A 25,144-nucleotide genomic window follows, 5' to 3' on the forward strand; every position below is an offset into this window, starting at 1 on the left:
CATTCTGAACGCAGTGAAGAATCTATTCTATCTAGTACAGGTCTACTGTATAATTTTTTTGAGATTCTTCGGTTGCCACGCTCCCTCAGAATGGCATCTTTAAAAAAGTTCCTTGGCTATTGCCTTTATATTATCTGATTTTCCCATGGAATAATAATGCAATACGGGCACACCTGCTTCTCGTAATTCCTTAGATTGTTGAATGGCCCATTCCACTCCTACCTGACGTACTTCTTTGTTGTTTTCACAGGCCTCAACAGCATCAATCAAATCTTGTGGAAGGTCTACCCGGAACACTTGTGGCAACAGCTGCAAATGGCGCTTTACGGCTATCGGTTTAATCCCGGGAATAATCGGGACATTGATGCCCATATCGCGGGCTGCCTTAACAAAATCGAAAAATTTTTGGTTGTCGAAAAACATTTGGGTTACCACGTAATCGGCTCCCAGGTCCACTTTTTGCTTTAAGCGTTTTAGGTCGGATTGCAAGGATGGGGCTTCCATATGTTTTTCGGGATAGCCTGCCACACCGATGCAAAAACTACTTAATTCATTTGATTCTATAGTATCGTGCAGATAGTTGCCCTCGTTAATATCCTGTATTTGCTTTACCAATTCGGTGGCATATTGATGTCCACCTTTGGTGGGGGTAAAATACTTCTCCTCTTTTCGGGCGTCCCCGCGAAGTGCCATTACATTTTCTATTTCCAAATATTGGCAGTCCACCAGAAGATACTCGGTCTCCTCTTTCGTAAATCCACCACAAAGCACATGGGGCACGGTATCAACATCGTATTTATGCTTTAAGGAAGCACAAATACCCAACGTACCAGGACGTGTTCGTGTCAATTTTTTGTCCAAGAGCCCATCTTTTTCCTTGTAGACATATTCCTCTCGAGAAGTAGTCACATCAATAAACGGAGGTTTGAACTCCATCAAAGGGTCGATGTTATTGTACAACTCCTGAATGCTCTTCCCTTTTACGGGAGGCACGATTTCAAAACTGAACAGGGTTTCTCCGTTGGCTTTTTTTATGTGATCGGTAATTTTCATCGCTTATTCATCAACAATATTGGGAGCAAGCCACTTTTGGGCTTCCTCCAGTTTTATATTTTTTCGCTCGGCAAAATCCTGAACTTGGTCTTGTTTTATTTTACCGAGTCCAAAATACTTGGCCTCTGGATGACCAAAATAGTATCCGCTAACACTGGCAGCTGGCCACATGGCCAAACTATCCGTGAGCTTAACACCAATTTTTTCCTCTACCTGCATCATTTCCCAAATGGTAAGTTTCTCCAAATGGTCGGGACAAGCGGGATAGCCGGGCGCGGGTCGGATTCCGCGATACTTTTCCTTGATCAATGCATCATTGTCCAAGTTTTCGTCAATGGCGTAACCCCAGAATTTTGTCCGTACCTCTTTGTGCAGGTACTCTGCAAAAGCTTCTGCGAATCGGTCCGCCAAGGCTTTGATCATAATCGCATTATAATCGTCGTGGTTCTTTTCAAATTCAGCAGCCAATTCTTGCGTACCGAATCCCGTGCTTACACAAAAACAGCCGATGTAATCCTGAATTCCAGAATCCTTTGGTGCAATAAAATCGGCCAAGGCAATATTGGGGACTCCTTCGCGCTTTTTCAATTGTTGGCGAAGCGTTCTAAAAATAAAGGTTTTTCCTTTCTTGTCCACTTCAATATCATCTTCATTAATTTGATTGGCAGGAAACAACCCGAATATGGCTTTGGCCTTCAGTAGTTTTTCATCCAAAATACGTTTTAAAAGTACTTGGGCATCCCCAAACAGTTCTTTGGCTTGCTCTCCGACCACTTCATCGGTCAAAATATCCGGATACTTACCATGCAAGTCCCAACTACGGAAGAAAGGGGACCAATCTATAAATGCTTCCAATTTGTTCAAATCAAAATCTTCCCAGACCTCAATGCCGAGCTGATTCGGTATTTTAATATCGGATGGATCCCAATCGATTTGATGTTTGTTTTTCCTTGCTTCCTCCAAGGTCAGGTACTCCTTTTGTTTTCCACGCTTTAAAAACTTATCCCTAAAGCTCTCGTAATCCAACTTGATGGATTTTTTATACTTGACCGAAGTCTCATCCTGAAGCAAATTGCCAACTACCGTTACCGCTCTAGACGCATCGTTGACGTGCACTACGGAATTACTGTACTGTGGATCTATTTTAACCGCTGTATGCGCCTTACTTGTTGTTGCACCACCGATTAAAAGAGGTACTTCAAAGTTTTGACGCTCCATTTCCTTGGCCAAAAACACCATTTCATCCAACGATGGGGTTATCAATCCGCTCAAACCAATAATATCCACTTGCTCTTCCTTGGCCTTATTGATGATTTTTTCGGGGGGTACCATCACTCCCAAATCCACAATTTCGTAGTTGTTACAGGCCAGAACCACGCTCACGATATTTTTCCCGATATCGTGCACATCTCCTTTAACGGTAGCCATCAGTATTTTTCCCGCTGCCTTGGTGTTTTTGTCTTTTGATGCCTCAATATAGGGGGTCAGGTAGGCCACGGCCTTTTTCATTACCCGCGCAGATTTCACTACTTGTGGTAAAAACATTTTTCCACTTCCGAACAAATCTCCGACCACATTCATTCCTGTCATCAAGTTGCCCTCGATCACTTGCAAAGGTTTGGCAGCCTGTTGACGAGCTTCTTCAACATCCTCAATAATATATTGGTCAATACCTTTCACCAAAGCTCTGGTAATACGGTCCTGAAGCGGTTCTTCCCTCCAAGACAGATCAACCTTACTTTCTTTAGCCGTTCCCACAACGGTCTCTGCAAATTCCAGTAAGCGCTCGGTAGCATCATCACGCCTATTGAGCAGCACATCTTCTACGTGTTCCAACAAATCCTTGGGAATATCGTCGTATACTTCCAACATGGTAGGGTTTACGATTCCCATGTTCATACCCGCTTTAATGGCGTGGAACAGGAAGGCTGAATGCATGGCCTCACGAACGGGATTGTTTCCCCTAAATGAAAAAGAAACATTGCTCACACCTCCACTAACACTACAATAGGGCAGGTTTTTACGTACCCAACGGGTTGCCTCGATAAAATCGATGGCATTATTTTTATGCTCGTCCATTCCTGTGGCCACAGGAAAAATATTGAGGTCAAAAATGATATCCTCGGGAGGGAAATTTACTTCGTTGACCAAAATATCGTAGGAACGCTTAGCAATTTCAATACGGCGTTCGTAGGTATCTGCTTGTCCTACCTCGTCGAAGGCCATTACAATCACTGCAGCACCATATCGCTTGATCAATTTGGCATGGTGTACAAACTCTTCTTTCCCTTCTTTTAAGCTGATGGAGTTGACCACACATTTTCCTTGCACTACTTGCAACCCCGCCTCAATGATCTCCCATTTGGAACTATCAATCATAATGGGAACCCTGGCGATATCGGGTTCTGAAACGATCAGGTTAAGAAATCTGACCATGGCCTCCTTGCCATCGATCAGACCATCGTCCATATTAATGTCGATGATCTGGGCGCCACCTTCCACTTGTTCGCGGGCAATGTCCAGTGCTTCATCAAACTTTTCTTCCTTTATCAGCCGTAAAAACCGTTTGGAACCTGCCACATTGGTACGCTCCCCCACATTAATGAAATTGCTTTCCGGGGTTACGATCAAGGGTTCGAGGCCCGAGAGTTTTAGATATCGTTGTTCGTTGTTCGTTGCCATAAACTTAAACTATGCTGGGGCCAGAAGTTTTCTAGGTTCATAATCCTTTACCACATTGGCAATGGCCTTAATATGTTCTGGAGTGGTGCCGCAACATCCTCCAACAATGTTCACTAATCCTTTTTCTGCATATTCTTTAATCTGCACAGCCATTTGCTCAGGTGTTTCATCATACTCGCCAAAGGCGTTGGGCAGTCCCGCATTAGGGTGAGCAGAAACTGCAAATTCCGACTTTGCTGAAACCACTTCCAAATGGGGTACCAACTGTTTGGCTCCCAAGGCGCAATTGAAACCTACGGACAAAATCGGGATATGGGAAATGGAAATCAAAAAGGCTTCGGCGGTCTGCCCGGACAACGTTCTTCCCGATGCATCGGTAATGGTACCGCTGACCATCACGGGCACTTTAATATTTCGTTCTTCTTTTACCTCTTCAATAGCGAAAAGTGCGGCTTTGGCATTAAGTGTGTCAAATATGGTCTCCACCAATAAAATATCTGCACCGCCATCGAGCAGGGCCTCCACTTGCTGTTTGTAGGCGATACGCAGTTCGTCAAAAGAAATGGCACGGAAACCTGGATCGTTAACGTCGGGGGACATACTGGCGGTCTTATTGGTCGGACCAATACTACCAGCCACAAATCTTGGTTTGCTTGGATTCTTTTGTGTGAATTCTTCGGCTACTTGCTTTGCAATCTTCGCGGATTCGTAATTCAGTTCATACACCAATTCTTCCATGCCGTAGTCTGCCATGGCTATGGTAGTACCCGAAAAGGTATTGGTTTCGATGATGTCCGCCCCGGCTTCCAAAAACTTCCGATGGACTTCTTTTACGGCCTCGGGTTGCGTTAAGGACAACAAATCGTTGTTCCCTTGCAGGTCACTTGGCCAATCCTTGAATCGCTCTCCCCTAAAATCCTCTTCCTTGAATTTATAGCGCTGCAGCATGGTGCCCATGGCTCCATCCAGCACTAAAATCCGTTTCTTCAATATGTCCTCAATTTTTTCCATAGTACAATTTCCCTTCAAAAAAGGATGTAGTAAGATCAAGAAAGGTGTGTGGATACGGTACTGTATTCGTTCGTTATCCTTCCCCTTACAGGTTAAACTTCCTAAAGGTCTTGAAAAAATTCAAGACAAGGGTAGAATGTAGCACCTTCTCGAAGTCGAGGGTTGCTAAGGCTTCACAGGGTCCAATCCCTCCACCTTTCTTGATAACACTTTCAATTTATAAATGAACTGAACTGCAAAGAAACGGCACTCCTGAGTCAAAAGCAAAAAAAGCCCCTGAATTTTTAGAAAACCAACAATAAAAATTGGATTTATCGCTCAGTCAATTTTTAGTTTGATTATGTGATTTTTTTAAATCATGATACCACCCGATACTTCGATACGCTGTGCATTGATCCATTTGGCATCTTCCGTGCACAAGAAAGCGACCACACCGCCGATATCATCCGGCTCACCGACCCTTCCCAGTGCCGTAAAATTGGTTACGGCTTTACGCTTGGCCTCGTTGGTCTTGTTCTCTCCTCCTCCAAAATCGGTTGCCACAGCACCTGGTGCGACCACGTTAGCCCTTATTTTTCTATCGGCCAGCTCCTTGGCCAAATATCTGGTGAACACTTCCACCCCTCCCTTCATGGCTCCATAGGCCGACGAATTTGGAAGGCTGAACCTTGCCAATCCCGAAGATATATTGATGATCCTGGCCTCATCATTTAGGTACGGAAGTGATTTCTGTGTGAGGAAATAAACACCTTTTAAATGAATGTTCATCATCTCATCAAATTGTTTTTCAGTAGTTGAAACAAATGGTTCATAGATTCCCGTTCCCGCATTGTTGACAAGAAAGTCAAATTTGGAAGTTCCCATCACCTCTTTGAGGCCCTTTGCCAATCGCTCATAAAAAGCATCAAAAGTTGTAACGTTCGATGTATCCAATTGTAGGGCCAGTGCCTTTTGTCCCAATTTTTGGATATTCGCCACTACATCTTCGGCCATTTCTTTGTTGGTATGATAAGTAAGGACCACATCAATTCCCTTGTTTGCAATCTTCAAGGCCATGTCCTTGCCCAGACCACGGCTGCCTCCCGTGATCAAAGCAATCTTTGTTGTTGTCATTTCCCAAATATTTTGATTTTAAACAAATGTAATGGTTAGTCTCGCTTTTTTAAGGTTTAGGATGATATTTCCCTAAATCAAAAAACACCCTCCAAAATTACTTCTGGAAGGTGTTTCAGCTTCTAAAAACAACTTATATCAATTGATGCTCTGTACGACTTCTTTTTTTGCTTCTTTCTTGGAACCATCGAATCCCTGTACACCTCCTACGGTGGTATACTTCATTACAAACCGTTTATCCGGGTTGATGATTTGATAGGCATACTGGCACATAACGGCCGCCTCGTGAAATCCGGACAGAATCAACTTTAGTTTACCTGGGTAGGTGTTGACATCACCAATGGCAAACACCCCTGGAAGATTGGTCTGGTAATCCTTGGCATTGTTTACCTTGATGGCGTTTTTCTCGATTTCCAGGCCCCAGTTACCCAGTGGTCCCAATTTTGGGGACAATCCGAACAGAGGAATAAAGTAATCTGTCTCTACATATGTTTGTTCCTTCTCTTCATCATTGTATTTTATTACAACTGCATGAAGGTCTTCTTTACCGTGTATTTCCTTTACTTCTGCTTTGGTATACAATTGAATCTTACCCAACTTGGCCAATTCACGTGCCTTTTCGACAGAATCCAAAGCTCCACGGAACTCATTTCTACGGTGCACCAAAGAAACTTCGGAAGCCACATCGGCCAAAAAGATTGCCCAATCCAACGCCGAGTCGCCTCCGCCAGAGATCACTACTTTTCTATCGCGGAACTGTTCCGGGTCTTTGATCATATATTCCACTCCCTTGCTTTCAAAAAGGCCGATATTCGGAATCATAGGTTTTCTTGGTTCAAAAGAACCGAGTCCGCCTGCAATTACTACCACAGGGGCATGATGTTGTGTTCCTTTATTGGTGGTCACAATATAGGACCCGTCTTCTTGTTTATCCAAAGTTTCGGCACGTTCCCCCAAGGTGAATCCTGGTTCAAACGGCTTGATCTGCTCCATAAGGTTATCAACCAAAGTACCCGCTAAAATTTCTGGGTAAGCTGGAATATCGTAAATGGGTTTCTTTGGATATATTTCTGAACATTGTCCTCCAGGCTGTGGCAAAGCATCAATTAAATGACACTTGAGTTTGAGTAATCCCGCTTCGAAAACGGTGAACAATCCTGTTGGGCCTGCTCCGATTATAATGATGTCTGTTTTTATCATAATTCTCCTTTTAATTGCTCTCGACTACGCTCGAGCTGACATTTTTGATTAAACTTTCTCTAGCAATTCTTTTCCCTGATTTTGATATTTCTTTTGAACATCCAAGAGTTGTTGGCGATGGTTCACCACCTCTCCTATGATTATTATGGCAGGATTGGATAACTGCTGCTCCCTTGCCTTGTCCTCAATAGAAGCAACAGTGCTAACTCCAATCTTTTCGTAATCGGTTGTGCCATTTTGAATGATGGCCACTGGTGTATCTTCTTTCCCTTCTTTCTTGAAAAGTTCCATAATTTCTCCAAGCTTGGACATCCCCATAAGAATGATAACTGTTGCGTTGGATTTTGCGGCCAATGCCACATCGGTTGAAAGCTTGTGTTCCTTGGTTGTTCCAGTAATCACCCAAAAACTTTCGGCAGCACCTCTTTTGGTCACCGGAATGTTTTGTGATGCTGGTACCGATACCGAGGATGAAATCCCTGGCACTACGGCCACTTCCACTCCATATGCTGCGGCATATTCCATCTCTTCCGCTCCTCTTCCAAATACAAAAGGATCTCCGCCCTTTAAACGAACCACACACAATCCTTGGGTAGCCCGCTCAACAATCAAATCGTTGATTTGATTTTGTTGATAGGAATAGCACCCCTTGCGTTTACCAACAAAAATTTTCTCCGCTTTCGGCGCATATTCCAGTAGCTCTGGAGACACCAAAGCATCATACAGAACAACATCCGCATTTTGTAGGGTTTTGATTCCTTTTAGGGTTATCAAATCCACATCGCCCGGGCCTGCACCCACAACTGTCAATTTTCCTCTATACATGTTCCAATTCTAACTTTCTGAACGTTTCCAACCGTTCCAAAACGGTTTTGGCATCTTTCAAATAGCTTTTGGCAAAAGCTTCGGATGGTTCGTTCTTATTTATTTGAAGGGCTACTTCTCCAAACCCACCCTCAAAGGCTATTTTTCCTTCTTCCACATAAAGCTTATCAAAATCCTTGATGATGCTTGCATGGGTATTGGTCTTTACTTTTTCAGCCGTCAGTAATGCTTTGGCTGAATTCACAATGGATTGATAGGAATAATAGATACTTGCTGCCCATTTTCCCTCTTTAATGGCTTCCTCAGCATTTTCTATTTTCTCTTGGCTTTCAAAGAACAAGGTTGCCACCAGATCTACAATGACACCAGCACATTCTCCGATACCTATCTCTTTTTTATACTTTTCCTCGTTACCCCAGTCGATAAAATCGTCTTGGGTCAAATTATCCACATCGGTCAAAGGTTTAAGGAAGTCGTAGAAATAATGTTGTCCTTTTTCCTCGTAATAATCGGTAAAGGATGCTCCATTTCCGTTGGCTTCAAAATCGTCCAAAATTAGGCGTAATGCCCGTGGACCTCTTTTACTTGGAATCTTGGCCACTTTATCTGCAAATCTTGCTCGTCCGTCACCATAATTTCCACCTCCCAACAATACTTGAAGGGCGGGAGCTACCAACTTATCCTTGGTTCTTACGGACATTCCCTGAAAGCCGATGTGTGCCATATTGTGCTGCCCACAAGCGTTCATGCAGCCACTGATTTTGATAACCACATCCGTATTATTGATATACTGTGGGTATTCCGCCTTGATAACCCTTTCCAACTCATCTGCAATTCCCGTACTACTGGCAATACCAAGATTACAGGTGTCCGTTCCTGGACAAGCTGTAATGTCGAGAGCCTTGTTATACCCAGCTTCGGCAAAGCCCAGCTTTTTGAGTTCCTGGTAAAAGAAAGGAACCAGTTCCTCCTTGACATAGGGTATCAATATGTTTTGCCTAAGTGACAACCGAATCTCACCTGCGGCATAATCTTGTACCAGTTTGGCCAACTCACGAGCTTTATCCGTGTAGAAATCCCCTAATAGTACTTTGATTCCGATGGCAACATAACCTTCTTGCTTTTGAGGCACCAAGTTGGTTGACTTCCATTGATCAAAAGCTTCTTGATCTTTGATTGAAACCTCTGGGATTTCAACCTCCGCCACTTTAACTTTTGGGTAGTTTTCGAAATTGATGGGATAGTTTTGGTGGGGAACCGCTGTTTGTTCTTCTTCCAACAATTGTTTAAACCCATCTAAACCAATATCCTTCAACAAAAATTTCATTCTGGCCTTGGCCCTACTCTTACGCTCCCCGTATCTATCGAATACACGGATTACGCCTTCCATCAATGGAATAATTTTATCTGTCGGCAAAAAGCTATAAAGCTCATCGGCGTGGCGCGGTTGTGAACCAAGACCACCGGCCAACATTACTTTAAATCCTCTTTCACCATTACTTTCTTTGGCAATAAAACCAAGATCGTGCATATAGGAAAGTCCTGTATCCGCATCACTGGCGGAGAAAGAAACCTTGAACTTTCTTCCCATTTCCTGTCCGATCGGATTTCGCAGGAAATATTCGAAGACCGCTTGGGCATAAGGGGACACATCAAATGGTTCGTCCACATCGATTCCAGCAGTTTCGCTAGCGGTTACGTTTCGAACAGTGTTCCCACAGGCTTCACGAAGGGTTACCTCGTCCTTTTCAAGCTGTGCCCACAGCTCAGGTGTACGTTCCAAATCAACATAATGAATCTGGATATCCTGACGTGTGGTGATATGCAATCGTCCCCTGGAATATTCGTCGGAAACATCGGCGATTCGAAGCAATTGATTGGAGGTAACCTTTCCATAGGGCAACTTAATACGAATCATCTGCACGCCCTGTTGACGCTGTCCATAAACTCCACGTGCCAATCGTAGACTTCGGAATTTTTCCTCATCTATATTTCCACCTTTGAACTGGCGAATTTTTTTCTCCAATTCGATGATGTCTTTTTCTACAATCGGGTTTTCTATTTCTGTTCTAAAACTTTGCATAATCTAGTTTTCCTATCGTTTTTATAGATAATAATAATATGAATCATCTTAAGTTATTTCATCCATCTACTTCATTTATCTATTGAAGATGAATGCCACACTCTCTGCTTTCTAAAGCTTTTACAGGATCAAAATATGTGCTGTTCTTAGGCAAATTATGTTCTTCCAAATAGCCATCCAAGTCTTCATCTGTCCAATAATAAAAAGGGCTGATTTTAAGAATACCGTCTTTACTATAACTCAAAATATCCTTTGAGCTTCTTAATTCCGTTTGTCGTATTCTAATGTTGGAAAACCAAATATCCGGTTTAAAATCTACCAAAGCTCTGCGGAAGGGCTCAAGTTTAACAATCTCAGAAAATTCGGCATGTTCGGGCTGGTCTACTGAAGGAAAGCCTAAACGATGTTCTGTAAAGGCCCTTGTTTCTTTAGGGACGTAGGTGTTAAGATTAAGATTGAGCAAATTTGTCAAATATGCAGCATGCTCATAGGTTTCTGGCAAATTATAACCCGTATCACACCAAACCACATTGATATCAGGGTCTTCCATACTGAATGTATTCAGAAGCACCGCAGAGTATTTACCAAAGCTTGTTGTTACTATTCTTCTGTTTGACAATTGCAATGCCCAACTGATAATCTCTTCAGGGGGTATCCCTCTAAATTGCTTATTGTAATATTCCAAATCAATATTGAACGCCATAAAATATATAATCTATAGTTTTACTAGAGTTTTCAAAAATAAAATTAATTTTAGAACAAAAAGTAAAATAAACTATAAACTCACTTTTATCCTATAGTTTTAGTAGATTAATAAAAAAATCCATTGCATTTTAAAATTTTGATAAAGATATAAGTCTGTTTAACCAAAAATCAAATAGAGAATTAGTAGTAAAAGAGCAAATAATAGAAAACCAACTATTCCATTCCAAAAATCATTATTTGTATTGGCGATATGATTTTTTGGTTTTTCCTTTAAGAATGAATCAAAATCTTTTTTCTTTTTTTCAAACAATAAGCTGACAAACTTGAAGAACAGATAACGGACATAGGCTCCTGAAATTTCCAAAAAAGCAGTAAACATTTTTAAATCCTTTAAGAATTAAGAGTGTCAGAGCAAATCTGCCAAAGTATTGTTTCGATACACCTCTAGAGCACTGTCCCTTACTTGAAGCATCAATTTATGAACAGAGCACTCCTCTTCATCCGGGCAGTCATCACATTTTTCGTAGAAATTAAGACTAACGCATGGCACCATGGCAATGGGACCTTCCAAAATGCGCATTACAGTAGTCATAAGAATGTCTTTGGGTTCCTTTATAAGGTAATATCCTCCACCTTTTCCTTTTTTGGACCCCAAAAGACCATTTCTTCGAAGGGTGAGCAAAATACTTTCCAAAAACTTCTGGGATATATTCTCATGCTTAGCTATTTCAGCAATTTGAATGGGTTCCCTATCCCTTACTTTGGCAAGAAAAGTAAGCGCCTTTAAACCGTATTTTGTCTTCTTTGAGAGCATCATACGAATATAGGGAAAATTAACAATCCATCCCTCAAATCTAGAGGCTATAAACATTATTCCAAAGCCTGTTCAATATCCGCGATAATGTCGTCAATATGCTCCAAACCAACGGACACCCGCACCATACCATCGGAAATACCAACGGCATTGCGTTCCTCTGTTGTCAGTTTGCTGTGGGTGGTAGAGGCAGGATGTGTCACGATACTTCGGGCATCCCCCAAATTGGCGGATAAAGACAATAGTTGAATACTATCAAAAAATTCGCGACCTGCTTCCAGCCCCCCTTTTACCTCAAAGGCAACCACACAGCCACCTGCTTTCATCTGCTTTTTGGCAATTTCATGTTTCGGGTGTGATTTTAAGAACGGATATTTCACCCACTCAATTTTATCGTGACCTTCAAGGTAGGACGCCAACTTTAAGGCGTTTTCACAATGCCTATCCACTCGAATGGCCAAAGTTTCCAAACTTCTGGATAATACCCAAGCATTAAAGGGCGACAATGCTGGACCTGTAATCCTCGAAAAACGATATACTTTATCCATTAGTTCGCCACTACCTACCGTGATTCCTGCCAGAACCCGTCCTTGTCCGTCCATTAACTTGGTTCCAGAGTGAATAACCAAGTCCGCACCAAATTTTATGGGCTGTTGCAAATAAGGTGTTGCAAAGCAGTTATCGACCACAAAAATAAGATCATGCTTTTTGGCAATGGTTGCCAACACTTCCAAATCCAACACATCTACCCCTGGATTGGTCGGGGTTTCTGCATAAAGTATTTTAGTGTTTGGCCGTATCAACCCTTCAATTGTTGATAGGTCATTGGCATCAAAATAACTGGTTTCGATATTCCATTTCGGAAAAAACTGTGTGAACAAGGTATGTGTAGATCCAAAAATACTTTTTGATGAAACCACATGGTCACCAGCATCGAGCAATGCGGCCAAAGTTGAAAAAACAGCAGCCATACCCGAGGCATAGGCAAAACCATTCTCCGCTCCTTCCATCTTACATACTTTTTCAATGAGTTCGTTCGAATTGGGATTGGAATATCTGGAATAAATATTACGTTGCTTCTCTTCCGCAAAGGATGCACGCATGTCCTCCGCATCTTCAAAAACAAAGCTTGAAGTCATATAAATGGGGCTGGAATGCTCCAAATTTTGACTGCGCTCCATTTGCGTTCTTATTGCCTGTGTCTCGAATTTCTTGCCTTTCATTTTCTAAACTTTATTTGGTGGCTGAGCGTAGTCGAAGCCACATTATTTTTTCTCCTTATAATATTTAAAATTCGTCTCGTTTTTGCACTCGGACAAATTTGGTAGCGCATCAAAATCTCCAGTTATCAATGCTTTCTTTTTTGATCTGGAGCATCCTTGAATCTGCTTTTCACGTTCGAAAGCCGTTGCAATACTCAAATACTCCTCAACATATAACAACTTAACAGGTAACCTTTTTTTGGTATGGTTTGCTCCGCGACCATTTTGATGCTCATTTATACGCTTCTCCAAATCAATGGTACTGCCAGTATAGTAACTTCCATCTGAACATTCCAATATGTAGACAAAACCAATCATCCTTTACTTATAGTGGCTTCGACTACGCTCAGCCACCAAAATTCCAAATATGATAACTGGGCATGGTCGAAGTCATATCTTCTCTGCTATTCTTAAAATGTCACCAAATACACCTCTTGCGGTTACGGCGGCTCCTGCACCAGCTCCTTGAATCACCAAAGGATGTTCTCCGTAGGATTCTGTATAAATCTCAATAATGGAATCGGACCCTTTTACCTGTCCCAAAGCACTTTCTTTGGGCACGGAAACCAGTTTTACCTCCAAAATTCCTTTGTCTTGCTGCAAATCTCCATGCAAATCGCCCACATAGCGTAGCACGTGACCTGACTCTTGGTTCTCTTTAATTTCCTTGTAAATATCATCCATTTCCTCAATTCGTCCCATGAATTTTTCAAAATCCAAGGTTTGCAACTCTCCAGGAATCAGGTTGTGGACATCAATATCCGAAAATTCGTTCTGAAGATCCAATTCCCTGGCCAAAATCAATAGCTTCCTCCCTACATCGTTACCAGACAGATCTTCTCTTGGATCGGGTTCGGTAAAGCCACTTTCCATCGCTTCCTTTACAATTTCTGAAAAAGAAATATCCTTCTCCGAAAAGGTATTGAAAATATAGCTCAGCGATCCTGAAAACACTCCTTTGATCCGGGTAATGTTCTCCCCTGAAAGATGCAACAATTTGATAGTGTCAATAAGTGGAAGACCTGCTCCCACATTGGTTTCGTAGAGATATTGTTTTTGATTTTTATCCAAAAGTTTTCGTACCGATCTGTATTTCTCAAAACTCAACGTATTTGCAATTTTGTTTGATGAAACCAAATCAAAACCATGCTCGATCAATGGTTCGTATTGCTCTACAAATGTTTGGCTCGCCGTATTGTCCACCGCGATCAAGTTTTCTAGATGATGCTGTTTGGCAAATGCGGTAATATCCTCAATTTGATAGGGCCGTCCCTCCTTTTCCAAACGCTCTTTCCAATCAGGACCCACTCCCGAAGCATCCAGAAGTACTTTTCTTGAGTTTGCGACCGCAAACACTTTTAAATCGATACTTTTTCGCTCTTCAATGCTTTTTTCAGAGTCCAAAATCTGACTGATCAAGGTACCTCCCACATTACCATGACCGAACAATGCCAAATTGATTTTTTTGGCAATACCGAAGATTTGCCCATGAATCACATTAATGGCTTTGTGAAGATCGGATTTCTTCACCACCATGCTCACGTTCTTGCCCGTAACCGTGTTGTTGAAAAGCAAAGGAACTACCTGATTCTTGGCCAAAGCATTGAACGGCTTGTGAAAGCTGCTCAAGTCCATTCCCACAATGGATATAACCGAAACATCTTTCACCACAGTAATTTGGTTAATATCCTGTGAAGAGTAATCGGTCTCGAATTCCAGGTCGAGTACTTTTTTGGCCTTGTCCGCTTCAGATTCATCCACAACCAAACCGATACCTCGCTCGGATGAACCTTGAGAAACAATACCCACACTAATTCCGTTTTGACCAAGGGCTCTAAAAATTCGCATATCCACACCAACTTTACCGAGCAATCCCCTACCCTCCAAATTGATCAGGGCCATATTATCCAGTACCGATAAGGACTTTATGCCACCATTGTTGGTTTTTGGACCAATCAAGGTTCCTTCATTTTCATCGTTGAAGGTGTTACAAATGCGCAAAGGGATATTTTTCTCTATCAATGGTATTATGGTCTTGGCGTGCAAAATATTTGCTCCAAAATTGGCCAACTCGTTAGCCTCACTGTATGATATTATATCTATCACCTTGGCATCTTTCACCAAATCGGGATTGGCGGTAAAAATACCATCGACATGGGTGTAATTGATCAACTCGCCAGCATCCAAAAAGTTGGCCAACAAGGCAGCGGAATAGTTACTTCCATTTCTACCCAAGGTAGTGGTTGTACCGCCCCGGTTGGAACCAATAAACCCAGTAATTATTGGAATGGTATCCTTTTCCAGTTCATGGAAATACCGAAGCACATTTTCCTTGGATATGCCTTGATCTACTTCCGCATTGCTGAAATTATCATCTGTAGTGATCAATTTTCGAGAATCTAAAAGCTGTGCTTTTAATCCAGAGGCGTTAAGGGCAGCCGTCACATATTTAGCCGACAATAGTTCGCCAAAGGACAAGACCTCATCCTTGGTCTTAAGACTGTAATCGCCCGTTAAGGAAACCCCGCTCAATATTTTTTCAATGGCGGCCAGTTCTTCCTCAATATTCAAACCATCAAAATTATTTTTTTGATAGTCCACGAACTTCTTCAAGTCAGCTTTGAAGTCAGCCCCCTTGGCTGCCTTTTCCAATAAATTCTCCAGCTGGTCGGTAGCCTTGCCACGAGCAGAGACCACTACGGCAAAATGTTCTCCCTCTTCAAACCTTTTCTTGATGATGTTCAATACATGGTCAATACCTTCTCCGTTGGCCAAGGATTTTCCTCCGAACTTCAAAATTTTGATTCGTTCGGTATTCTTATGAAAAACAGTCTCCAACAATTTTTCCAATTGTTCAAACTCCATCAAAAAGGCATCATGTCCATGCACGGATTGCACCTCACCATAAGTTACGTTGGTGTTGGCCTGTGCCAATCTTTTAAAGGTTTCTTTATTCTCCTCAGCGGTAAAAAACAAATCGGAATTCACACCTATAATGTGAATCTTGGTATCACTTTCCTGCAATGCCTTGAAGGCTTCTTCCCCATTTCTAGTTATATCGATGGATTTAAGCAGTTGGTTCATCAACTTATAGGCCGAAAGCTGAAAACGCTCCTGCAATTTTTTACCGTGGTGCATCAACCAAGATTCCACATTAAAAACCTTGAGTTCCTCGTTGGTACTTCTTTTAAATCTTTCCTTGAACGATTCTGGCGTGCGGTAGCAAAGCATTGCATGCATACGCGCATCGTGTACGGGCTGTTTGGAATTGACCAAGAATTGTTCTTGAATCTGACAGTTGGCAATCAACCAATCTGTCGATTTCCAATCGGATGCGACGGGAATCAAATGCTCCGTAATATTTGGGTCGATAGCTGTCATTTCCCAAGCAATGCCACCTCCCAAAGAACCTCCAATAATGGCAAACAGTTTGTTGATCTCCAATTGCTCCAATCCCCAGAGAAATATTCTAGCGATATCCCCTGCAACAAAATCCTTGTAGTTTTCAATGATAAATCCATCAAAACCATTCCCTGGAATATTAAAGGATAAAATGGTATACTTCTCGGTATCGATGCATTTTCCGTCCCCGATCAAATCGGACCACCATCCATTTTCCCCTGCCACGTTGGAGTTACCCGTAAGCGCATGGTTCACCAAAATAATGGGCGCGGTGTGCAAGGGTTTTCCAAAAACTTGATACGACAATTTTATGTCCTGAACGGACCCGCTCAACGTTTTAAAATCCGATATGGCCAAATGCCTTAAATCCATATAAACAACTATAGACCCACAGCGGGTCAAAAATTAATAAATAGTAAATGTTATAAGAAAGAAGAGGGCAGAAACTACCTGAGATGTTATCTATTCCCAATGGGATAGAACGTAGCACCTTCTTGACATGCGCCAAGGGTTGCTAAGGCTTCATCGGGTCTATTCCCTCCACCTTTCTTGATAACTAACAATACGTGTTTGAACTTCGTGGGACAAATATACTGATGGAAAAGTTGATTTTCCTAATCTTTTGGAAAATTTTCATCAATAAGGATTGCCCCACGAACCCACATTATTTTATTTCAATACCGTGAATTCAATGTTGGAGTCGGTAAAAACGGTATGTGTCTGTGTTTTGAAATCCGATTCGTCCGCCTTAAAAATATTGTCCACATACGTTTGTGGATTCAAATCGATAAGTGGGAACCATGTACTTTGTATCTGAATCTGCAATTTGTGCCCTTTTTTAATAGTATGGAACACATCCTGAAGCTTGATGTCCACATCGGTCTTTTGGTTGGGCGTAAATGGTTCAGGTTCGGAAAAGCTATTTCTGAATCGACCACGAAGCACTTCACTACGGACCATTAAATGGTAATTGCTCATTTTAAGGTGGTCCTGCATTTCTTCGTTGGTCTCCGCGTCCCCTGGGTGTACATCAATTACTTTTACGATCCAATCGGCAGCTGTACCCGTGGTGGCCACTTTTAATTTGGCCATAATATCACCGGCCAATGTCAAATCTTCATCCATTACCTCGGTCTCAAAAATGAGCACATCAGAACGACGTGCTGCAAAACGTTGATCATCCGTCATATATTTTCTCGGGGTAAAAACGGTCTTTACATCTTCGGAATATGGAACGGGTTTCTTTACGTTACTAATAAACTGAATTCCTGTAATTGCTTTGGGTTCGGAAGTGAGTTCTTGGTCATCGGACAGGTACATAGTCTTCCTCACAGCATTTTCCGGAGGCCAGACATCATATTTTTTCCATTCTTTTTTACCTGTATCAAACACATAGGCTTCGGGCAACCCAGAATTCATATCACCCTCTTCTTTTAGGAAATGGTTAAAGAACTTGGTTTCAATATCCTTCTGGTAAAACAACGAAATGGAGTCCCCGAAATAGTAGTTGCCCACTACATTGCGTTCTTTGTCCCGCGCCCAACCGCCATGGTCCCAAGGTCCAAATACCATGGTATTGTAGTTGCCTTCATTGTATTTTTCGATGTTCTTATAGGTTTCCAGCGGTCCGTACAGGTCCTCGGCATCAAACCATCCGCCTACGATCATAGTCGCCACACTGCTCTTCACATTTTTCAAATGCTGAATGAGCCCTCTGCTCTGCCACATGGCATCATAGTTCGGATGTTCTTTGAGCTCGTTCCAAAAATAATCGTCGGTCACTCCCTCCGGACGCATGGTCGGGGTATCGGCCGTTTCGTATTCAAAAAAGTGGTCTAGATTTTCCAATGGTCCGGCATCCAAAAAGAATTGGTACTGGTCTTCCGTTGGTAAATTGGGCAAGGTATACCAAGCTGTATCAATAGGTGCATCTCCATTGGGACGCGGTGTTCCAAAAAGGGATGTTGCCCTGAAATAACTCAACAAATACGCCCCGTTATGGTGAAAATCATCAAAAAAGAAATCTCCGATACAAGCCTGGGGTGAGGCAGCTTTTAAGGCCGGATGTGCATCTATAGTAGCATAGGTGGCATAATGTCCAGGATAGGAAATACCCCATATTCCAACATTTCCATTATTATTCTCCACATTGTTTACCAACCATTCAATGGTATCGTAGGTGTCCGAACTTTCATCTACTTGTTCATCCGAGGTTTTATTGGGAATGTAGGCTCGCATATTAACGTAATGGCCTTCACTGAGCCATCTGCCCCTAACATCTTGGTAAACGATGATGTTTCCCTCCTTCATCAAATGTTCGTTCGGACCTATTTTGGTCCTGAAATTACCTTCACCATAAGGTCTGGAACTGTAGGGAGTACGCTGCATGATGATCGGATACTCTTTGGAAGTATCTTTGGGCGAATAAATAGTGGTGTGCAGTTTTATCCCATCGCGCATTTCAATATCCACCTCTTTTTTGGTGTAGTTGTCGGCCACATAGGTATCGACTTCCTTTACTTCTGTCTTGACGGTTTTTTTACAGCTGACGGTAACCGTCAACATTAAAATACTCAACAACAGGACTCTAACTGAACTTCTCATTTTTACTCTTTTTTGATACGCTAAAGCTACTAAAGTTCATGATAGTATACCAATAAAAAAAGGAGCTAAAAAGCTCCTTTTAAATCTGATTTATACCGATATGTTAAAGGCCAAAAGCTTCTTTCACTTGATCTACCATATCCAATTTTTCCCAAGTAAAAAGTTCCACTTCTTTTTCGATTCTTCCATTGTAGGGAGATTCAAAAACCTTGGTCATGGTTCTGGGCTCTTTGCCCAAATGGCCATAGGCTGCCGTTTCCAAATAAATAGGATTGCGCAGCTTCAGACGTTCCTCAATGGCAAATGGCCGCATATCGAAAAGTTCGGCCGCTTTTTGTGCAATCTCACCATCTGTCATGTTCACATTGGAAGATTTATAGGTATCCACAAAAATGGATGTGGGTTCCACCACCCCAATGGCGTAGCTTACCTGTACCAGAATCTCGCCCGCAACTCCTGCAGCCACCAAATTCTTGGCCATATGCCGAGCAGCATAAGCAGCACTTCGGTCCACCTTGCTAGGGTCTTTACCGCTAAAAGCACCTCCTCCGTGAGCACCTTTGCCCCCATAAGTATCGACTACAATTTTTCTCCCTGTTAGTCCTGCATCACCATGTGGTCCACCAATCACGAATTTTCCAGTTGGGTTAATGTGATATTTGATATGGTCCGTGAAGAGTTTTTGAATGCTCTCGGGCAATAACTTTTTCACTTCTGGAATCAATATATTGATGATATCATCCTTGATCTTGGCCAACATTGCCTCATCAGCATCAAATTCATCGTGCTGAGTGGAAACAACAATGGTATCAATCCGTTGTGGCACATTATCATCGGAATATTCAATCGTTACCTGGGCCTTTGCATCGGGACGTAAATATGGGATTCGTGTTCCCTCTCTTCGCAAATCGGCCAGTACTTCCAAAATCTTGTGCGAGATATCCAATGCCAAGGGCATATAATTCTCCGTCTCCGTGGTTGCATAGCCAAACATCATTCCTTGGTCGCCCGCACCTTGTTCTTCTTTGGTACCGCGATCGACCCCTTGGTTAATATCCTGCGATTGTTCGTGGATCAAAGAGATCACTCCACAGGAATCACCGCTAAACTTATATTCCCCTTTGGTGTAACCAATTTTGTTGATGACTTCCCTAGCAATACTTTGTAAATCCACATACGTATGACTTTTCACCTCTCCGGCCAACACAACCTGACCTGTGGTCACAAGGGTTTCGCAGGCTACTTTGCTCTCTGGGTCAAAAGCCAAAAAATTATCCAACAATGCATCACTGATTTGATCCGCGATTTTATCTGGATGTCCCTCACTAACGGATTCTGATGTAAACAAATACGCCATTTCTCTTTTTTAAAATGAAGATTTGACAAAAGCGCTAAGAAGTTCCAAACCCTTGGTGAAGAGATGCCGGCGTTAGCTGACAAGAACTGCTTTAGCATTTTTCGTATACCTTTTAAGGTAACCGAGGTTGCAATCAGTCAAATCTTTCCTCGTTTTGAAGCGCAAAAGTACATATTTGCAACATATTATAAAACTTTGTTCCAAGCTAATATTGGATAGGTCTTTTGAGCCGGTTTTTTTTCAATAAGTGGATATACTTTGTATATTGCGACGATTAGATTTCCCTGGTACAAACACTTAAAAACAATCACATCTTATGCATATTGCTGTGGCAGGCAACATTGGGGCCGGAAAGACGACGTTGACCAATTTACTTGCAAAACATTACAGGTGGGAGGCCCATTTTGAAGATGTGGTGGACAATCCCTATCTGGATGATTTTTATACACAAATGGAGCGTTGGAGTTTTAACCTCCAAATCTATTTTTTGAACAGCAGGTATCGCCAAATTTTAAAGATCAGGGAAAGTGGCAAAAATGTGATCCAGGACAGGACCATTTACGAGGACGCCCATATTTTTGCGCCCAACCTGCACGCCATGGGCTTAATGACCAATCGTGATTTTGAAAACTACAAAGGTCTTTTTGAGTTGATGGAGAGTTTGGTACAACCACCGGACCTATTGATTTATTTACGGAGTACCATTCCAAACCTGGTAAAGCAAATACATAAGCGTGGTCGCGATTATGAAAACTCCATTTCCATTGATTACCTAAGCCGCTTGAACGAACGCTATGAAGCCTGGGTGAACACATATGAAAAGGGTAAACTGCTCATTTTTGATGTGGACAATCTTGATTTTGTGGACAATCCGGAAGATTTGGGCGAAGTGATCAACCGCATCGATGGAGAAATCCACGGGTTGTTCGAATAATCCCGCTCAAGAACCCGTATTTTATTTTCAAGTTTTACATACTATAGTTTTTTTGGTTCAGCAATTGAACCCCGGAATTCCATTTCCCTCACTTAAACCGGCTTTTCACTCATTGGCGGTTTACTTCGGAGCTTTTTCAAGGTAGTTTAAGGTCGGGATAAGCCCACTACTATTAACTACACCTTTATAAAGGTGAAAAAACTTGAAAATTATGGAACCGAAAAAGAATCCACAACTGGATGTAAAGCGGAACAGCCTACTTTACTTTTTTGTAGGAATGACATTGGTATTGCTCATGGCCTATTTGGCATTGGAATGGAAAAGTTATTACCCATCAGCAGATTGGGAGACAAGTCAAGTTAACCCTGACCTTTTGATTGAAGAGGAGCCTCCAATTACATTTCAAAAGTTAGAGTTGCCCAAACCAAAAATTCAGACTCCACCCATTATTGATGTTGTGGAGGACGAAAAGGATATTGAAGAAACGGTAATAGAAGCATCGGAACCGGACCAAAATACTGAAATTGCACCCATTGAAAGTATTGATGTGGCTGAAGATGATGTACCCGATGAAATCCCTTTTGTACTTATTGAAAATGCCCCCGTATTTCCGGGGTGTGAAAATGAAAAAACGGAAGAGGACAAAAGAACTTGTTTTCAAGAGCAGATACTGAACCATATCCGTAAAAATTTCCGATATCCAGAAGTTGCCAAGGAGATGGGACTACAAGGCAGGGTCAGCGTTATTTTTACGGTACAAAAAGATGGCAGCATTGGCAATGTTAGGCTTAGAGGACCACATGAAAGTTTGGAAAAAGAAGCTGCCAGGATTATTTCGAAATTACCGAGACTAACACCTGGAAAACAAAGAGGCACGCCTGTTAAGGTCCCCTATTCCATTCCAATAACATTTAAATTGAACTAAGTACGCATCTCGACTGCACTCGATATGATATTTTATCCATCATAGAAATAAAAAAACCACGCCAATGGCGTGGTTTTTCCAGCTTTGCCTTAAAGCGAGAGCTAATTCTTTGCCTCAGCACTCTTATATTCTTGTATCTTTTTTTCCAATTCTTCTTTGGTATCGGCAGTAAACTCATCTGTTTCCTCTACTACCTCTCCATTGCTATTGGTACTGGATGTAACAATAGCTTTGTATGTTCCATCCGCTGTGTTACTGACCTCAACCCTAATTTGTTTTTCAACCGCCTTGGTTTCTTTCATTCCCTCTTCGGTAATGGTGATCATGGTACCATCTTGTTTCAACATTCCCATTTCATCCGCAGGAGCTAAACTCACTAAACTAGGCGCTATTACCAAAGCAACAACAGACATCAATTTAAGCAAAATATTTAAGGAAGGACCCGATGTATCCTTAAAAGGATCACCAACAGTATCCCCTACAACGGCGGCCTTATGGGCATCACTACCTTTACGACCTTCGCTTTCGATCGTTTTTTTGGCATTGTCCCATGCCCCACCAGCGTTGGATTGGAATATGGCCATCAGCACACCGGCTGTTGTAACGCCGGCCAAAAGGCCTCCTAACATTTCAGCGCCGCCAATAAATCCGACAGCAACTGGCACGGCGATAGCCAATAAACCCGGAAACACCATTTCTTTAATGGATGCTTGCGTGGAAATTTCCACACACTTTTCATACTCTGCTTTACCATCGGCAGCTTCAAAGATTTCCATATCCTCTTTACTGGCTTTGGAAAGGTCTGCATCGTGTTTACGCATGATTTCCAATGCAGCTTTTAGTTCAGGTATGTCTTTAAACTGACGACGTACTTCTTCAATCATGGACATTGCTGCCCTACCTACCGCATTCATTGAAAGTGCAGAGAATACAAAAGGAAGCATACCGCCTACCAAGAGCCCTGCCATAATATCTGGCTGGGAAACATCGATGGATTTAACACCAGCTGTTTTCATAAAGGCGGCAAATAACGCTAATGCCGTTAATGCAGCAGATGCAATGGCAAATCCCTTACCAATGGCTGCTGTAGTGTTTCCTACCGCATCCAATTTATCGGTTCTATCACGAACTTCTCCAGGCAATTCCGCCATTTCAGCAATACCACCTGCATTATCCGAAATAGGTCCGTAGGCATCAACGGCAAGTTGAATACCCGTATTGGCCAACATACCTACAGCGGCAATCGCAATTCCATACAAGCCAGCAAAATAATGGGAAACCAAAATAGCCGCAGCAATCAATATGATCGGTATAGCCGTGGACATCATTCCCACACCAAGCCCTGCAATAATGTTTGTTGCCGAACCTGTTTCGGACTGACGTACAATGGAGTTAACCGGTTTTGTACCTGTACCTGTATAATATTCCGTTACTTTTCCTACTAGCAATCCAGCTACCAGACCAGCAATAGTTGCCCAGAAAACACCCATGGCCGTAAATTCTTTTCCACCTTCTACCCAAGTTTCAGGTAACATGGCGTTGATTATAAAGTATGATGCAACCAACATTAAAGCTGCAGACCCAAATTCACCTATATTCAATGCGGTCTGTGGATTTCCACCATCTTTTACTCTTACAAAAAATGTTCCGATGATTGACATTATAATCCCTACGGCAGCCAATGCCAATGGTAGATATACAGCTCCAAGCCCATCAAAAGCAGCCTGAAACTCTGGTAAACCAGCAAAAACGGCACCTAAAACCATAGTACCTATTATGGATCCCACATAAGATTCGAAAAGGTCGGCCCCCATTCCTGCTACATCTCCTACGTTATCACCAACATTATCCGCAATGGTCGCTGGGTTCAATGGGTGATCCTCAGGAATTCCAGCTTCCACTTTACCCACCAAATCTGCTCCAACATCGGCAGCTTTCGTGTAGATACCACCGCCTACACGTGCAAAAAGTGCTATGGACGATGCTCCAAGTGAGAAACCTGAAAGCACATTGAGCACTTCGGCGATTTCCCAACCTTGTCCGCTATAAATCATGAAGAGTCCGCTCAATCCAAGAACACCTAAACCTACAACACCAAGCCCCATGACCGCTCCTCCGGCGAATGCAACTTCAAGTGCCTTACCCAAAGAAGTTCTGGCGGCATTGGTTGTTCTTACATTAGCCTTGGTTGCGACCTTCATTCCGATAAATCCGGCAAGGGCCGAACAAATGGCACCAACAACAAAAGATACGGCCACCATTCCATTTGAGCCAGCCTCATTACTTCCTTTGAAGAAAAGCAGTACGGCCACAGCAATAACAAAAATGCTCAGTATTTTATATTCAGCCTTTAAGAATGACATCGCACCATCTGCAATGTTCTTGGCAATCCTTGCCATTTTTTCGTCCCCGACCTCTTGTTTAGAAATCCATACGTTCTTAATGAATACATAGAGAAGGCCCAAGACACCAAATACGGGCAAAAATTTTACGATTAAATCCATAGATTAGATTGTTTAGAATTTTTTAATGCCCGCTAATGTAGTAAAATACGAAGTAATAAAAAAAATGCGCCTTTAATTATTAAAAGCGCATTTTTTTAAAGTTATTGTTGTGTAATCTATATAGTGTAGGCACGTCTCTTTTTATGATCACTTTCATCATAGCGTTTAACACACTCATGATAGATTTGGACCGCTTCATTAACGTCTCCCCAACCACCGGTATCTACTTTCTTCTCCTCCAGGTCTTTATATACCTGAAAGAAGTGTTCAATCTCTTTTAATCTATGTGGGTTCAACTCACTGATGTCATCCCTTTTACTCCAAATCGGGTCCGAAACAGGTACACAGATTATCTTTTCATCCGGACCTTTTTCATCGGTCATATGGAAAACGCCGACCGGTTTTACTTCCACTACCACCATTGGATAGGTTGGCTCGGTGCAAAGAACCAATACATCCAATGGATCTCCGTCCAAAGCCAAGGTTTCTGGAATAAAACCATAGTCCCCGGGATACATCATCGAAGAAAATAAGGTTCGGTCAAATCTAATTTTGTTAAGCGTAAAATCGTATTCGTACTTGTTTCTACTACCTTTGGGAATTTCTACTAGTACATCAAAGGTTATACGTGGTTTTTTAGACATGTTAGTGATATATTTATAATGCAAAA

The 25,144-nt window shown here is 42.2% G+C and carries 18 protein-coding genes and 2 riboswitches; of the genes, 2 read left to right on the forward strand and 16 right to left on the reverse strand.

Going from position 1 to position 25,144, the window contains the following annotated elements; all coding sequences use genetic code 11:
- Window positions 1-99 precede the first annotated feature (99 nt).
- The 14 genes from metF to metK form a co-directional block, all read right to left on the reverse strand.
- Window positions 100-1,053, reverse strand: coding sequence for a methylenetetrahydrofolate reductase [NAD(P)H] (metF, locus tag J0654_RS14925; RefSeq protein ID WP_207029911.1), 954 nt, complete (start codon window positions 1,051-1,053; stop codon window positions 100-102).
- Window positions 1,054-1,056: 3 nt separating this feature from the next.
- The gene (metH, locus tag J0654_RS14930) at window positions 1,057-3,735 is read right to left on the reverse strand and encodes a methionine synthase (RefSeq protein ID WP_207029912.1); all 2,679 of its coding nucleotides are present in this window, start codon (window positions 3,733-3,735) and stop codon (window positions 1,057-1,059) included.
- Between the two features lie 9 nt (window positions 3,736-3,744).
- Window positions 3,745-4,746 (reverse strand): homocysteine S-methyltransferase family protein, encoded by a 1,002-nt coding sequence (locus J0654_RS14935; RefSeq protein ID WP_207029913.1) that lies wholly within the window; start codon window positions 4,744-4,746, stop codon window positions 3,745-3,747.
- Window positions 4,747-4,816: 70 nt separating this feature from the next.
- A riboswitch (SAM riboswitch) is annotated at window positions 4,817-4,956 on the reverse strand.
- A 141-nt stretch (window positions 4,957-5,097) separates the two neighbouring features.
- Window positions 5,098-5,859 carry an SDR family NAD(P)-dependent oxidoreductase gene (locus J0654_RS14940; RefSeq protein ID WP_207029914.1) on the reverse strand — a complete coding sequence of 254 codons (762 nt, stop codon included), beginning with the start codon at window positions 5,857-5,859 and terminating at the stop codon, window positions 5,098-5,100.
- Window positions 5,860-5,997: 138 nt separating this feature from the next.
- Window positions 5,998-7,059 (reverse strand): NAD(P)/FAD-dependent oxidoreductase, encoded by a 1,062-nt coding sequence (locus J0654_RS14945; RefSeq protein ID WP_207029915.1) that lies wholly within the window; start codon window positions 7,057-7,059, stop codon window positions 5,998-6,000.
- A 48-nt stretch (window positions 7,060-7,107) separates the two neighbouring features.
- Complete coding sequence (gene cobA / locus J0654_RS14950) at window positions 7,108-7,884, reverse strand: uroporphyrinogen-III C-methyltransferase (protein WP_207029916.1); 777 nt, start codon at window positions 7,882-7,884, stop codon at window positions 7,108-7,110.
- A complete protein-coding gene (locus J0654_RS14955) occupies window positions 7,877-9,967 on the reverse strand; it encodes a HEPN domain-containing protein (RefSeq protein ID WP_207029917.1) in 2,091 nt (696 codons plus the stop codon). The genes cobA and J0654_RS14955 overlap by 8 nt, the downstream gene beginning before the upstream one ends.
- A gap of 79 nt (window positions 9,968-10,046) precedes the next feature.
- Window positions 10,047-10,670, reverse strand: coding sequence for a phosphoadenosine phosphosulfate reductase domain-containing protein (locus J0654_RS14960; RefSeq protein WP_207029918.1), 624 nt, complete (start codon window positions 10,668-10,670; stop codon window positions 10,047-10,049).
- Between the two features lie 408 nt (window positions 10,671-11,078).
- Complete coding sequence (locus tag J0654_RS14965; RefSeq protein ID WP_207029997.1) at window positions 11,079-11,486, reverse strand: RrF2 family transcriptional regulator; 408 nt, start codon at window positions 11,484-11,486, stop codon at window positions 11,079-11,081.
- A gap of 56 nt (window positions 11,487-11,542) precedes the next feature.
- Entirely contained in the window at window positions 11,543-12,709 is a 1,167-nt protein-coding gene (locus J0654_RS14970) for a trans-sulfuration enzyme family protein (protein WP_207029919.1), read from the reverse strand.
- A 42-nt stretch (window positions 12,710-12,751) separates the two neighbouring features.
- A complete protein-coding gene (locus J0654_RS14975) occupies window positions 12,752-13,066 on the reverse strand; it encodes a GIY-YIG nuclease family protein (RefSeq protein WP_207029920.1) in 315 nt (104 codons plus the stop codon).
- Window positions 13,067-13,138: 72 nt separating this feature from the next.
- Window positions 13,139-16,522: a bifunctional aspartate kinase/homoserine dehydrogenase I gene (gene thrA, locus J0654_RS14980; protein ID WP_207029921.1), complete on the reverse strand. Its 3,384-nt coding sequence runs from the start codon at window positions 16,520-16,522 to the stop codon at window positions 13,139-13,141.
- Window positions 16,523-16,605: 83 nt separating this feature from the next.
- Window positions 16,606-16,709: riboswitch (SAM riboswitch) on the reverse strand.
- A 110-nt stretch (window positions 16,710-16,819) separates the two neighbouring features.
- Complete coding sequence (locus J0654_RS14985; protein WP_207029922.1) at window positions 16,820-18,754, reverse strand: CocE/NonD family hydrolase; 1,935 nt, start codon at window positions 18,752-18,754, stop codon at window positions 16,820-16,822.
- 103 nt (window positions 18,755-18,857) lie between these two features.
- Window positions 18,858-20,111, reverse strand: coding sequence for a methionine adenosyltransferase (gene metK / locus J0654_RS14990; RefSeq protein WP_207029923.1), 1,254 nt, complete (start codon window positions 20,109-20,111; stop codon window positions 18,858-18,860).
- Between the two features lie 316 nt (window positions 20,112-20,427).
- On the opposite strand from metK, the gene J0654_RS14995 reads away from it, so the two are divergent.
- The gene (locus J0654_RS14995; RefSeq protein WP_207029924.1) at window positions 20,428-21,045 is read left to right on the forward strand and encodes a deoxynucleoside kinase; all 618 of its coding nucleotides are present in this window, start codon (window positions 20,428-20,430) and stop codon (window positions 21,043-21,045) included.
- A 211-nt stretch (window positions 21,046-21,256) separates the two neighbouring features.
- The gene (locus J0654_RS15000) at window positions 21,257-21,970 is read left to right on the forward strand and encodes an energy transducer TonB (protein ID WP_207029925.1); all 714 of its coding nucleotides are present in this window, start codon (window positions 21,257-21,259) and stop codon (window positions 21,968-21,970) included.
- Between the two features lie 101 nt (window positions 21,971-22,071).
- On the opposite strand, the gene J0654_RS15005 is transcribed toward J0654_RS15000, so the two are convergent.
- Both J0654_RS15005 and J0654_RS15010 read right to left on the reverse strand, forming a co-directional pair.
- Window positions 22,072-24,474, reverse strand: coding sequence for a sodium-translocating pyrophosphatase (locus J0654_RS15005; protein ID WP_207029926.1), 2,403 nt, complete (start codon window positions 24,472-24,474; stop codon window positions 22,072-22,074).
- A 116-nt stretch (window positions 24,475-24,590) separates the two neighbouring features.
- The gene (locus tag J0654_RS15010) at window positions 24,591-25,118 is read right to left on the reverse strand and encodes an inorganic diphosphatase (protein ID WP_207029927.1); all 528 of its coding nucleotides are present in this window, start codon (window positions 25,116-25,118) and stop codon (window positions 24,591-24,593) included.
- Between the last annotated feature and the right edge of the window lie 26 nt (window positions 25,119-25,144).

Source organism: Flagellimonas profundi (assembly GCF_017313275.1).
GTDB classification, from domain to species: Bacteria; Bacteroidota; Bacteroidia; order Flavobacteriales; family Flavobacteriaceae; genus Flagellimonas; species Flagellimonas profundi.